Origin of the sequence: Variovorax sp. YR750 (assembly GCF_900109805.1) — a bacterium.
In the GTDB taxonomy this organism is placed as follows: domain Bacteria; phylum Pseudomonadota; class Gammaproteobacteria; order Burkholderiales; family Burkholderiaceae_C; genus Variovorax; species Variovorax gossypii.
The window spans coordinates 93,390-106,117 of sequence record NZ_FOBJ01000004.1 but is presented as its reverse complement, the minus strand read 5'-3'; the positions used below and the strand labels follow the sequence as shown (position 1 = coordinate 106,117).

Annotated in this window: 13 protein-coding genes; 7 read left to right on the top strand and 6 right to left on the bottom strand. The window is 67.9% G+C overall.

What is annotated here, in order from left to right; translation table 11 throughout:
* Positions 1–9: 9 nt before the first annotated feature.
* Positions 10–906, top strand: a complete 897-nt coding sequence (lpxO, locus tag BMY35_RS09600) for a lipid A hydroxylase LpxO (protein ID WP_093197469.1) — start codon at positions 10–12, stop codon at positions 904–906.
* A gap of 10 nt (positions 907–916) precedes the next feature.
* Here lpxO and BMY35_RS09595 read toward each other — a convergent pair whose 3' ends face one another.
* Positions 917–1,801 (bottom strand): LysR family transcriptional regulator, encoded by an 885-nt coding sequence (locus BMY35_RS09595; RefSeq protein ID WP_093197466.1) that lies wholly within the window; start codon positions 1,799–1,801, stop codon positions 917–919.
* Between the two features lie 124 nt (positions 1,802–1,925).
* Here BMY35_RS09595 and BMY35_RS09590 point away from each other — a divergent pair, with 124 nt between their 5' ends.
* Both BMY35_RS09590 and BMY35_RS09585 read left to right on the top strand, forming a co-directional pair.
* Positions 1,926–2,918 (top strand): tripartite tricarboxylate transporter substrate binding protein, encoded by a 993-nt coding sequence (locus BMY35_RS09590; protein ID WP_093197464.1) that lies wholly within the window; start codon positions 1,926–1,928, stop codon positions 2,916–2,918.
* A complete protein-coding gene (locus BMY35_RS09585) occupies positions 2,915–4,021 on the top strand; it encodes a threonine aldolase family protein (RefSeq protein ID WP_256228280.1) in 1,107 nt (368 codons plus the stop codon). Before BMY35_RS09590 ends, BMY35_RS09585 begins: the two co-directional genes overlap by 4 nt.
* A gap of 12 nt (positions 4,022–4,033) precedes the next feature.
* Here the strand turns inward: BMY35_RS09585 and BMY35_RS09580 are convergent, their stop codons facing one another.
* A complete protein-coding gene (locus BMY35_RS09580) occupies positions 4,034–4,723 on the bottom strand; it encodes a phosphatase PAP2 family protein (RefSeq protein WP_256228279.1) in 690 nt (229 codons plus the stop codon).
* 104 nt (positions 4,724–4,827) lie between these two features.
* Here BMY35_RS09580 and BMY35_RS09575 point away from each other — a divergent pair, with 104 nt between their 5' ends.
* Together BMY35_RS09575 and BMY35_RS09570 are read left to right on the top strand one after the other, a co-directional pair.
* A complete protein-coding gene (locus tag BMY35_RS09575; RefSeq protein WP_093197459.1) occupies positions 4,828–5,511 on the top strand; it encodes a response regulator in 684 nt (227 codons plus the stop codon).
* Between the two features lie 4 nt (positions 5,512–5,515).
* The gene (locus BMY35_RS09570) at positions 5,516–6,868 is read left to right on the top strand and encodes a sensor histidine kinase (RefSeq protein ID WP_093197456.1); all 1,353 of its coding nucleotides are present in this window, start codon (positions 5,516–5,518) and stop codon (positions 6,866–6,868) included.
* On the opposite strand, the gene BMY35_RS09565 is transcribed toward BMY35_RS09570, so the two are convergent.
* Complete coding sequence (locus BMY35_RS09565; protein WP_093197454.1) at positions 6,804–7,976, bottom strand: acyltransferase family protein; 1,173 nt, start codon at positions 7,974–7,976, stop codon at positions 6,804–6,806. The genes BMY35_RS09570 and BMY35_RS09565 overlap by 65 nt on opposite strands.
* A 74-nt stretch (positions 7,977–8,050) precedes the next feature.
* Between BMY35_RS09565 and BMY35_RS09560 the strand changes: the two genes are divergently transcribed.
* Positions 8,051–8,275: an oxidoreductase-like domain-containing protein gene (locus tag BMY35_RS09560; protein ID WP_093197451.1), complete on the top strand. Its 225-nt coding sequence runs from the start codon at positions 8,051–8,053 to the stop codon at positions 8,273–8,275.
* A 260-nt stretch (positions 8,276–8,535) separates the two neighbouring features.
* Here BMY35_RS09560 and BMY35_RS09555 read toward each other — a convergent pair whose 3' ends face one another.
* The 3 genes from BMY35_RS09555 to BMY35_RS09545 form a co-directional block, all read right to left on the bottom strand.
* Positions 8,536–9,360: a YihY family inner membrane protein gene (locus tag BMY35_RS09555; protein WP_093197449.1), complete on the bottom strand. Its 825-nt coding sequence runs from the start codon at positions 9,358–9,360 to the stop codon at positions 8,536–8,538.
* 167 nt (positions 9,361–9,527) lie between these two features.
* Positions 9,528–9,908, bottom strand: coding sequence for a cupin domain-containing protein (locus tag BMY35_RS09550; protein ID WP_093197446.1), 381 nt, complete (start codon positions 9,906–9,908; stop codon positions 9,528–9,530).
* Positions 9,909–10,131: 223 nt separating this feature from the next.
* The gene (locus BMY35_RS09545) at positions 10,132–11,841 is read right to left on the bottom strand and encodes a phospholipase D-like domain-containing protein (RefSeq protein WP_093197444.1); all 1,710 of its coding nucleotides are present in this window, start codon (positions 11,839–11,841) and stop codon (positions 10,132–10,134) included.
* A gap of 202 nt (positions 11,842–12,043) precedes the next feature.
* Between BMY35_RS09545 and BMY35_RS09540 the strand changes: the two genes are divergently transcribed.
* Positions 12,044–12,727 carry a response regulator gene (locus BMY35_RS09540; RefSeq protein WP_093197441.1) on the top strand — a complete coding sequence of 228 codons (684 nt, stop codon included), beginning with the start codon at positions 12,044–12,046 and terminating at the stop codon, positions 12,725–12,727.
* The last annotated feature ends 1 nt before the right edge of the window (position 12,728 follow it).

The window sequence follows — 12,728 nt, the reverse complement described above, 5'->3', positions numbered from 1 at the left end:
ACTTTCCAAATGAAGTGGGTCATTCTTGCCATCTTCGCGCTCAGTGCGCTCTACGTTCATTTCCGCGGCCAGGTGCGGCATCGCTTCTTCAGACAGCTCTCTGACCACTCGACCTTCCTGGCTCCGCTGAACGTCTTCATGTACCTTTTCTCGAAGGTGCCGGGTACGCCCTACCTGTCGCCTTCGCAGTTTCCCGAGATGCGCGTGCTCGAGGAGAACTGGGAAGTCATCCGCGAGGAAGCGCTCGCCATGCGCAACGGCGGCAGCATCAAGGCGTCGAACCAGTTCAACGACGTGGGCTTCAACTCCTTCTTCAAGAGCGGCTGGAAGCGCTTCTACCTGAAGTGGTACGACGATGCGCATCCCTCGGCCGCCGTGCTGTGCCCGCGCACCACCGAGCTGCTCAAGGGCATCGGCACCATCAAGGCCGCGATGTTCGCCGAGCTGCCTCCGGGCAGCCGTCTCGTGCGCCACCGCGACCCCTTCGCAGGCTCGCTGCGCTATCACCTGGGCCTGTGGACGCCGGGCGTCGAAGGCTGCTACATCGACGTCGACGGCCAGCGCTACCACTGGCGCGACGGCGAGGCCGTGGTGTTCGACGAAACCTACATCCACTATGCCGAGAACACGACCGACCATGACCGCGTGATCCTGTTCTGCGACATCGAGCGTCCGCTGAAGTACCGCTGGGCCAGCGCGGTGAACCGCTGGTTCGCGAAGAACCTGCTGGCCGCAGCCGCCTCGCCCAACGATGCGAACGACAAGACGGGCGGCCTCAACCGCGCCTTCAAGTACATCTACCAGATCCGCGTGGTCGGCAAGCGCCTCAAGGCCTGGGACAAGCGGGTGTACTACCTCGTGAAGTGGGCCATCTTCGGCGGCCTGGCGCTCTGGATCTTCTGGTAAGCCCCTTCTTTCACGGCCTTCGCTGAAGGCCGAACGCGGTTGCGAAGGCCTGCGCAACCGCCTCCACGTTGCGGTTGCCTTCGTCCGAGTTGCGCCATACCAGCGAGAGCTTGCGAAACGGAGCACGGCTTCCCAGGCCCACCTCTCGAACCGCGTAGGCATCGACCAGCGGGCGCCTGGGTTGCGGCACCACCGACACCCCCAGGCCCTGGGCGACCATCGCGACGATGGCGTCCATCGAGCGCAGTTCCATCACGCAGCGCGCATCGGGCTTCAGGCTGCGCACGTACCGCGCGGCGACGCGTCCGCCCGAAAGAGACAGGTCGTAGCCGACCCAGTCATAGCTCTCCAGCAACTGCCTGACCGTCTTTCCCGATGCGTTCGGCGGCGCCAGCAGCACGTAGGGCTGGCGGTGCAGCTCCTGCCAGACCAGGCGGCGCGAGCCGCCGGCTTCGGGGCGCACCAGCAGGGCCACGTCGAGCCGCGCCGCCTTGAGCTCGGAGATCATCTCGTCGCTGTCGTTCAGCGGCGGGACCACCACGTCCAGCGTCGGGTGCTTCTGCCGCAGCGCATGCAGCGCCTGCGGCAGCACGTCGCTCTGCATGCTGGTGATCACGCCCACCCGGATCCGGCCCGCCACCTCGACCGCCGGGCGCGAGCGCAGCATCTGCAGCCTGTGGGAGAAGTCGCCCACCGCGCTCACCACTTCGCGGGCAAATGCCGTCGGCACCACCACGCGCGTGGAGCGGTCGAACAGCGGCCGTCCGAAGTACTGCTCCAGCTGCTTGACCTGCAGGCTGACCGCGCTCGGGCTGCAGCCTACGACGCCCGCCGCGGCGGTGAAGCTGCCCTGCTCGAGAATGGTGCGCAGCGTGACGAGCATCGTGAGATTCATGAGAAATCCTCACAGTTGGTGTTTGTATATCTCGCTTTACTCATTCTATGGGGTGCCTACGATCGCTCCGGTCCATCGCAACTGTCACAACCGCCACGCCTGCCAGACCGGAAGCCCCCGACATATGAACAAGACCCGACCACATCGCCTCGCGCGCGCCAGGAGCCTGGTGTGCACCCTGGGGCTCGCATTCGCCGCATGGCAGGCGCAAGCCGCCGCCGCGTGGGTTCCCGAGCGCCCCATCCACCTCATCTCGCCGAGCCCTCCCGGCGGAGGCACCGACGCTGTGTCGCGCCTGCTCGCGGCCAAGCTGGGCGAGCAGGCCGGATGGCAGGTGGTGGTCGACACCAAGCCCGGCGCCGGCAACAACATCGGCCTGGAGTTCGGCGCGAAGTCGCCGCCCGACGGCTACACCGCGGTGCTGGGCGAAACCAGCAACCTGACCGTCAACCAGTTCCTCTACAAGAAGCTCAACTTCGATCCGGTGAAAGACCTCGCGCCGGTCGCGCTGGTGGGCACGGGCGTGTCGGTGCTGGTGGTGAATGCCGCCAGCCCCATCGACAGCCTCGCCTCTCTGTTGGCCACGGCGAAGAAGAAGCAGCTTGCCTATGCGTCTTCCGGCAACGGCACCGTCGGGCACCTGGTGGCCGAAAGCCTGCGCGTGACGGCGGGGGCCAACGTGCTGCACATTCCCTACAAGGGAGGCGGCCCCGCCATGACCGACCTGCTGGGCGGGCAGGTCGACTTCTACATTTCCTCCCTGGTGTCGGCGCTGCCCCTGATCAAGGACCGCAAGCTGCGCGCGCTGGCCGTCACTTCGGGCACGCGCGATGCCTCGCTGCCCGAGGTTCCCACCTTCATCGAAAGCGGCTTCAAGGGCTTCGAGTACTACACCCTCTACGGCGTCGTGGTGCCCGCGAAGACGCCGGACAACATCGTGCGGACCATGAACGCGGAGATCAACAAGGTGCTCGACGCGCCCGACGTGCGGGCCGGCCTGGCAGCGCGCGGCGTCTATGTGCGCACCGGAACGCCGGAGTCGTTCAACGCCTTCCTGAACAGCGAGAGAAAGAAATGGGCGGAGGTCGTGAAAGCGTCCGGCGCGACGGCCGAATGACGCAGCAACCCCACGCCATGGCCGCTCCCGGTGCCGAAGATCGCGACACGACGGTGGACCTGCGCAGCGACACCGTGACGCGCCCCACGCCGCAGATGTACGACCGCATCGCGTCAGCCCCCCTGGGCGACGATGGGCTCGACGGCGATCCGACCGCACTGGAGCTGGAGTCCGAGGCCGCCCGCCTGCTGGGCAAGGAGGCCGCGCTGTACGTTCCCAGCGCGACGATGGCCAACCTGCTGGCCATCCTCGCCCAGGCCGGGCGCCAGGAGGTCGTTCTTGCCGAGGCGGCCTCGCACATCTACGTGACCGAACGCGGCGCGGCCGCGCTGACCGGATCTTTCTACCAGCCCATAGACGGCGTCGACGGCGCCATGGACCTCGGCCTGCTCGCGCAGGCACTGGCTCCGGGCCGCAACAAGCTGCGCACCGGGCTCGTCTGCCTCGAGAGTTCGCACAACAACGCCGGCGGCGCCGTATTGCCGCTTTCGCACATGCAGGCGGTGTTTGGCGCGGCCAAGGCCGCGGGCGCCTCGATCCATCTGGACGGCGCGCGGCTGATGAATGCCGCGGTGGCGTTGGGCGTGCCGGCATCGGGCATCACGGCGTTCGCGGACACGGTGTCGCTGTGCCTGTCCAAGGGCCTCAGCGCGCCCATGGGGGCCGTGCTTGCGGGGCCTGCGGTCACCATCCAGCGTGCGAGGTGGCACAGGAAGCTGCTCGGCGGCAGCCAGCGGCAGGTCGGGATCGCCGCCGCCGCGGGGCTGGTCGCCATCACCACCATGGTGGGCCGTCTCGCGGACGACCATGCGAACGCGCGTCGGCTCGCTCACGGCATCGGCCAGTTCCAGGGTCTTTCGGCGAACCTCCCGCAGACCAACATCGTGCAGGTCGACGTGGCCGCCTCGGGGCACGACGCGGCCTGGTGGGAGGCCGAGCTGCGCAAGCTGGGCGTGCTGGTGCGCACCTGGGGCAGGAACAGGCTGCGCTGCGTCACCCATCGCCACACGGGCGAACCCGAGATCGACACAGCCCTGAAGGCGTTCGGCATCGTCGCGGCGCAGGGCGGCGGCGTTCCGCCGGACGAGCGCAAGACCGGTTGAGACTGCCGGGGCTCAGGCCCCGGTCCACACCAGCCGGCTGCGCGTGTTGCCGGCCCAGCTCACGACGGCCGCGAGCAGCGAGCCGCCGAGCACGTCGAGCAGAACGTGCTGGCGCGTGGCCAGCGTCGAGTAGACGATGCCGAGGGCCCACAGCATGTTCAGCACGCGCACCCATGCAGGCGACCCCACCGCGTGCAACTGGCGCTCCAGCAGCACGGCAGTGAACACCGCGAACGCGACATGCAGCGACGGAAACGCATTGCCGCCCGCGTCGGCAGACTTGAGGAACTGCAGTGTCGGGTACTGGGCCCAGTCGACCGCGAATGCCGGCACCGTCGTCGGGAAGAACCAGAACACCACGAGGCCCACGCCTGCCATGAGGGCGGCGTCGCGCGCGCAGGCCCATAGCTCCGCCTTGTCCTTCGCGAAGGCCGGCGCGAGCGAGATGTAGAACCACAGCGAGCCGTAGAGCAGCATCGCGTCGTCGCTCACGCCCACCCAGTGGTCGAGCAGCGTGAGCGGCATCACTGTCGGCTCCGAGGGCGGGTTGTGCATCACCCAGAAGTAGATGACGAAGAAGCCCGAGATGCCGACAGTGGTGCCGATCATCTTCACCACCCACAGTGTGGCGATGCGCCGGCCCAATGCCTGGTACCAGGAAACGGAGGGTGCGGGGGAGGAAATCGCCGGGCGGGAGTTCATTGACGCCCCAGCTTATGCAACTGCATTGCGTGAACATTGCGCCTTCCGCAAGAGGGCCTCTCCTAGAATGGCCGGCCTTTGGCCTCCCTTTTCTCCGTACTCCCATGAGAATCCTGCTCGTCGAAGACGAAGTCGACCTGGCGCAAGCCTTGGCTTCCGCATTGCGGCAGAACCAGGCGGTGGTCGACGTGGCGGGCTCGCTGCGCGAGGCCGAGGACGCGGCGCTCTCGGCGCAGCACGACGTGATCGTGCTCGACCGCGGCCTGCCCGATGGCGACGGCCTCTCGCTGGTGGCCTTCCTGCGCGAGAACGACATTCCCGCCGCCGTGCTGGTGCTCACCGCCATGACCGACGTGGCCGAGCGCGTGCTGAGCCTCGACGGCGGTGCCGACGACTACCTCGCCAAGCCCTTCTCGATGGATGAGCTCATGGCGCGCGTGCGTGCGCTGGCACGTCGCCCCGCGGTGCGCGCCAATCTTGTCATGACGCTCGGGCAGTTGCGCTTCGACCACCACACGCGGCAGGCCCACGTGGGCGAGCACTGCATCACGCTGCCGCGCCGCGAGCTGCTCGTGCTCGAGGCGCTGCTCGAGCATCGCGGCCGCACCGTGCTGCGCGAGGCGATGCAGGAGCGCGTGTACGGCCACGAGGACGACATCCAGTCGAACGCGCTCGACACGCATGTGTCGCGGCTGCGCTCCAAGCTCGACAAGGCCGGCGCGCAGGTCGAGATCCATGCCATCCGCGGCGTGGGCTACCTGATCTGCGCGGCCCGTCCCGCGGCATGACGGCATGAGGCAGGGCCTTCTCTCGCTGCGCTGGCGGCTGATCTGGAGCCTGATCCTGCTGCAGGTGGTCGTCGGAACGCTGGTGATGGGCGGCTTCCTCGGCCTTGCCTGGGCGCTGGGGCGGGTGGTCGACGAGACGGGGCAGGAAACCATCGCGGTGATCCAGCGCTCGCTCGCGCGCGGCCCCGACGGACAGCTGGTGGTCGAGCCCACGCCCGAAGTGCAGCGCCTGCGCGAGGCAGACCCGCCGTTCTGGTTCATCGCGCGCGACGAGAAGGGCTCGGAGGTGCGCAACGGCGAGGTGCCACCCATCTATGCCGCGCTCTTCGATTCGCTCGACGGCATGGAGCGCATGGCCATCAATCCCGAGAGCGACAACACCCGCCCCAAGGCACGCTTCGAGCGCGTGGAGACCCGGGCCGGCCCGGTGGCGCTGATGACGCAGACCGGCGGCCCGCTGACGGTGAAGAACACGCTCAAGGGCACCGGCATCGCCTTCCTGTTCCTGGTGGCGCCGATGGCGCTGGTGACCTGCCTCGGCGTGATCCTGGCCACGCCCTTCGTCGTGAAGCGCGGCCTCAAGGGCGTGGTGGCCACGGCCGAGCATGCCGAGAGCATCGACGTGCACGAGCGCACCACGCGGTTGCCGCTGGCCAACGTGGCGAGCGAGATCCGTCCGCTGGTCAACGCGGTGAACCGCGCCTTCGACCGGCTCAACGAGGGCTACGACCGGCAGGAGCGCTTCCTCGCCGATGCCGCGCACGAGTTGCGCACGCCGATCACCACGCTGCAGATCCATCTCGAAGGGCTGCAGGACGGCCCGCTCAAGGTGAAGCTGATGCAGGCTTCGGCGCGGCTCGCCACGCTGGCCGAGCAGCTGCTCGACCTGCAGCGGCTGGACCGCATTGCCGCGCACGACCAGCAGCAGGTCGACCTGAAGGCGCTGTGCGAGCGCGTGGCGGGCGACATCGCGCCGCTGGCCATCATGAACCGCTGCACGCTGTCGGTGGAAGCGCCGAAGCCGCTGTGGGTGCGCGGCGACGCGCCTTCGCTGGAGCGCGCGCTGAGCAACCTGATCCAGAACGCCATCGAGCATGGCGGGCAGGGCTGCGACATCCAGGTGCGGCTGTGGGAGCCCTCGGGCTTCGAAGTGCTCGACTCGGGCCCCGGCATTCCGGAGGCCGACCGCGAGCGCGTGGTGGCTCCCTTCCACCGGCTGGTGCCGCGAGGACGCGGCGCAGGGCTCGGGCTGCACCTCGTGGCCGAAGTGGCGCGCCTGCACGGCGGCCAGCTCACGATCGGTTCCAGTGAATCGGGCGGAGCGAAGATGCGGCTGGAGCTGAACCTCGACCTCTGAGCGCGCGGTTGCAGGGCTCGGAGAACCACTGCGCGAAGACCTGCCCCAGCAGCCCCGAGGCCGCGACGACTGCGAAGAACCACAGCGGGATCCACGACGGCGACGCGCCCAGCCACTGGAAGAGCCATGCGGCGGGAATCACCACGAACATGTGGCTCAGGTAGACCTCGTAGCTGTTGCGGCCGAACCAGCGCAACGGCGCGGCCATCGCTCCGGCGCACCAGGTCCACGGCCGCCAGTGCGCAGCGACGAGCATCAGCGCGATGCCCAGCTCCAGCAGCGTCACCTGCAGGCCGAAGCGCGTGAGGCCCAGCTGGTACACCTCCTTGCGGAAGCAGAACACCGCCACGCTCAGAACCAGGCCCGTCAGCAGCACTGCACGGCGTATCGCTGCTGTCGGCTTTTGCGGCACGCGGTGCGCGAGCAAGGCGGCGAGACAGCCGAAGGCGATGCCGTCCATGCCCGAGAGATAGGAGTGGTCTTGCCACAGCTCGTTGTCGCTGAGCATGCTGCGCGCCAGCGGCCCGAGCACGATGGGCGCGACCAGCAGCAGTGCCAGCCGCCGCTCGCTGCCGCACAGCACGCAAAACAGCGGAAAGCCCAGGTAGAAGGCCTCTTCCACCGAAAGCGACCACAGCACGCCCCATGGCCCGGGCAGGTAGCCGACCTGCGCCTCAAGCCAGTTGAGATGCAGCCCCAGCGCTGCCAGCAGCGCTCGCCACAGCGAGACCTTCGAGGTGTCGAGCGCGAACCATGCGCTGCCCGCCAGGTGCAGCACCGCCAGCACTGCGAGCAGCAACAACAGGGGCGGCAGGATGCGCGCCGCGCGGAGGCGATAGAACGATGCAGGCTGCACGCGCGACAGATCGCCCCAGCGCCGTATCGACGCGCTCGTGATCAGGTAGCCCGAGACCACGAAGAACACGATCACCGCGTAGTAGCCGCTGCGAAACAGGATCCCCGAGGCCCGGGGCCCCAGCCACTGGGCCAGCTCCGGCGGCCCGAAGGGAATGCGCAGGTTGGCGTGCAGCAGCACCACGAAGATCGCGAGCAGCCCGCGCAGCAGGTCGACGTGCGCCAGGCGGGGCAGCGGGGCGGAGGAAGACATCGCGCGATTCTGTGGCCGTCCGCCGCGCGACGGCTGAAGGGCTCCTGAAGCACCGACAATCGCAGCCTGCCGCCATGCCTCTCGCCGACCAGGACCTTTCCCCTCCGACCGATCTCGCCACCGCACAGGCGCTGATCGCCCGCGTCCGCGCGCAGCTCGATGCCGAAGGGCTCGCCATGCGCGCACCGCCGCCCGAACCCACTACCTGCTGCGGGCGAGGCTGCAACGGCTGTGTATGGGAAGGCTGGCTTGCCGCGGTGGCCTACTGGCGCGACGAGGCTTCACTGCTGCTCGGGTGAAGGCATCAGGCGATGCCGGTGCGGCAACTAGGGCCTGTTCACACTATTTCCGGGGTCGCGTTGGCGCTCCAAGGGGCTGGCTGCAAGCGCGGGCAACGCCGCAGACGGCCCCTTGGAGCGCCAACCCTGCGGGAAGGGCAGCCAGGGCGGGCCACTCGGCGTTGCGCTCCTGGCGTGTGCGCATGCACACGCGTCGTCGCGCGCCTTGATTGGCCCGCCCTGGCTGCCCTTCGCGACCCCGGAAATAGTGTGAACAGGCCCTAGGCCCGCGCGGGCTTGCCTGCCGGTCGCTGCCGGGTGAGCGCCAGGTTGGCTGTCATCATGGCCGCGACCAGCGTGACCAGCCATGAGAAGTACACCCACAGCAGGAACATGGGGAGCACCGCGAATGCTCCATACAGCGCCTTGTACGTTGGCACCTTGACGAGATAGGTGGTGAAGCCGCGCTTGCCGAGCTCGAAGGCCATGCTGGCGACCAGGCCGCCCGCGAAGGCATCGCGCAGCCGTACCTTGGTGTTCGGAACGAGGTAGAACATGCTCGTCAGTACAACCATGCCGAGCATGAGCGGCCCGAGGTCGAGCACGAATGCGAACGAGGGCGGCAGCGCGCCGATCAGGCCCATGGAGATACCCAGCAGGTACGACGTGGCCCACAGGCTCAGCCCCAGGACGGGTGGGCCGACGGCCAACATCAGCAGATACAGGCCAACTCTCCTGAAGAACGGCCGGTTCCTCCGGATCTTCCACATCTGGTTCAGCGCGTTCTCCACGGTGAGCAACATCGCGATGGCTGTACCCAGCAAGAAGAGCGAGCCGACCCAGGTCAGGCCGCTGGCGTTCGCGGCGAACTGGTTCAGGTACTTCAGCACCGTGCGTGCGATGTCCGCGGGGAGCAGCCTGCTGAGCAGGAACTCCTGGAGCGCATCCTTGAACCGAGTGAAGGCATGGAACCGCGTGAGCAGCGCGAAGCTCGCTGCCAGCAGGGGCACGATGGAGAGCAAGGTCGTGAACGCCAGGCTTCCGGCTACCTGGGGCAAGCGCTCCTTTCTGGCGCGGTCGATGGTCAGGCGGGTCAGGGCAAACATGTATCGCTGAGGAAGAAGGAGTCGAACGGGTTCGCGGGCGAAAGGACCGCGGCCGCTGCGGCCGATTGTCATCGGTCCGCCGGATCATTCCAGTCCGGCGTTCCGTTCGGACAGCATTCCCGTTCGACCATCCCGAGAAGTTCTGCCCTGAGGTCTCTCGCCTCGGGTCAGCTCTTGGTCTTTGCGTATTCCTCCGCGCTCATCATCTCGAGGCCGACGAACGGGGCGTTGCCTTCGACCCATGCATCGTGACCGGGCGGAATGGTGTACGACATGCCTTCCTCGATGACGGTCTGCGAGCCGTCATCCATTTGCACGGTGATCCGGCCGGAGACCGCATAACCGACATGAGCCGCCTGACAACTGTCGGTGCCCACGACCGGCTTGATGCACTTCGACCAGCGCCACCCGGGCTCGAACTTGAAACGTCCGAGCGTGTACCCCTCGAGGCGGACCACTTCGACCCGGGTCTTCTCGGGCTCTCGAACCTCATCCGGTTCGTCATGGGATTTCGTCTGAAGCTTGTTGACACTCATAGGACTTGCCATCGCGACTCTCCTTGCACGAGTGAGCAATTGGTCCACGGCAGCCTCGTGCAGAACCGCACGTGAACGATTGAATGGTAGTCCTGGGCCACGCCTGCGTTGATCTATTTCTTGCACAGTCGCACTCTCTTGCACGCAACTCGATCACGTGCACGGAATCTTCGGCAGGCCCTCCTTGATGCCGCTCCATGCAGAGAGCGGCATGTGGCAATTTGGGTAAGCCGCGTTACAGAAAATCTTCGTCCACCACCAGTGACAGCACCGACCAGCGCAGTCGCTGGGCCCAGTTCGATTCCGGTTCCCGATGCAGTACCCAGCGGCGTCCTTCGCGCAGAAAGCTCCATTGCAGGCCGCCGCGCTGCGGCGCCTCGCTCACGGTGAAACTCGCGGGCATGCGCACGCGCCGGATCAGGTCGGCCAGCTCGCCGGCCAGCGCAGGGCTGTCGACGATCAGGCCCAGCTCGGTGTTGCAATGTGCCGAGCGCCGGTCCATGTTCATCGACCCCACGTAGAACCAGCGCCGGTCGACCACCGCCAGCTTGGCGTGCAGGCGGCCCAACGAACCGCGGCCGCTGTCGGTGTCGCTCCAGGCCGGATGCGATTCGCCGGCCGGCATCAATTCATACAGCGCGGCACCCATTTGCAGGAGTGCGCTGCGGTAGCGCGCGTAGCCGTAGTGCACCAGCGGCTCGTCGGTGGTGGCGAGCGAATTGGTCATCACCGACACGCTCGCGCCCTCGCGGCTCGCATGGGCGAGCGCCTCGATCATGCGGGGCATGGGGACGAAGTAGGGCGAGACGACGAGCACCTCGGAGCGCGCGGTCTTGAAAAGGTCGAGGTTCGCGGCCATGACCGCGCCTTCACGGCCTCGCGGTTCTCCGGCTTCCCCGACGTCTGCGCCGGCGTCGCTCGCGAAGGGGGCTTGCACCATCGCATCCGCTACCACGCGCACCTTCGCCGGCACCAGTTCGACCAGCCCCTGAGCCAGTTGCGCGCCGACCGGGCCACGCCCCAGCACGTCGCGCTCGTCGGGTGGCACGAAGCGCGCGAGGTCGCGCACCAGTTCGGCGAAGCGTTCGCGGGCATGGGCCGGCGTCGGGCGTTGGCCGGCTGCGATGGCTTCGAACGGGTACGACAGCGGCCCGTTCCAGAAGGCATCGAAGCTCGCCGACAGCGCGCGCACCGCCGGCCCGGCCAGCAACGCGTCCATGTCGATGAAGTTCGCCGGCTTGCTGCGCCCGAAGTACTCGTCGGCGATGTTGCGCCCTCCTGTGATCGCGAAGCTGTTGTCGGCAATGAAGAGCTTGTTGTGCATGCGCCGGTTCACGCGGCCGATCTCGTGCAGCGACAGCAGCACGCGCGTGCGCAGACCGCCGCCGCGCGCCGGCAGCGGGTTGAAGACACGTACCTCCACGTTGGCGTGTGCGGCCAGCCCTGCCAGCATCTCGTCGTCGCCGCCCGCGTACAGGTCGTCGACCAGCAGGCGCACTCGCACGCCGCGCCGGGCCGCGTCGCGCAGCTCGCGCAGGAATTGCCGCCCCGAGGTGTCGCCGGCCACGACGTAGTACTGCGCGTCGACGGTATGCAGCGCGGCCTGCGCGAGCGCGATGCGTGCGTCGAAGGCCTGGTCGCCGCCAGGCAGCAGGCGCACGCCGGATACGTCGGTTGCTTCGGGCATCGCGCCGTCCAGGCCCGGCAGCGACGCGGCGGCGATGCGTGCGAGCGCGCTGTCCCCGACGTCGGTGCGTGCCTGCGACGCGACACGGTGCACGTTGTCCGGCAATGCGGCGCAACCCGCCAGCAGCGAGACCACGAGCATGGCCGCGGCGCACAGCGCGCGGGCGAGCACCGCGTGGTGGAGCGCCAGGATGCAGAACCGGCACGCAAGGGGCTCCCATGCGGCACGCAGCGCGGCAATAGATTTCGGGGTGTTCATGGCGGTCCTCGGTGCATCGGATGCAGCCAGTCTTCCGCGCGGCGCCCGCCGCAACAATTGAACGCTGCGCCTAGTCCCCGGCGCAGTGCCGGCGTGGCCATCCGACTAGGCCGTTGGTGTAGGCGCGCGCACTCGCTTGTTGGGGTGCTTTGCGCTAATCTGCATTCAGGACGGGGAGGGCCACCGTAGACGAGAGGCCTGTATGAAGGTTCTGCTGGTCGATGACCATGAGATCGTCTGGAACGGCACCCGCCTCCTGCTGGAGCGCATGGCCGCCGAGATCGAACCGGGCCGCCCCTTCCACTTCGAAGCCGTGCGGGACGCCGAGCAGGCCTGCCGGCTAGACCCCGTCGGAGTCGACCTGCTGCTGCTCGACTACCACCTGCCCCAACTCTCCGGCTTGGCCGCGCTCAAGGCCGTGAAGGCGCATTTCGAAGCCACGCCCGTGTGCATGCAGTCCGCGGAAAGTTCGCCGCAGCGCGTGCGCGAGGTCATCGAGGCCGGCGCGGCCGGCTTCATCCCCAAGTCGTACCGGCTCGAGGACATGGAGGCCGCCCTGCGCGTGGTGCTGCGCCACAGGATCTACCTGCCGGCCGAGTTCGTGCTGGCAGACGACGTGACCCGCGCGCGCGAGCCCGACGAATTGCCGCGCGAGGATCTCGCCGGCTTCCTGCGCGTCGAGCTGTCGCCGCGTCAGCGCCAGGTGCTGGCGCTTGCGATGCGGGGCATGCCGGTCAAGCTGATCGCGCGCCAGCTGATGATTGCCGAGGGTACCGTGAAGGTGCACCTGTCGATGGTCTACCGCGCGCTCGGCGCCCGCAACCGCACCGATGCCCTGTGCCGCGTCTTCGACGCGCAGGCGGCATGGGCGCTCGAGGCTGCGTGAC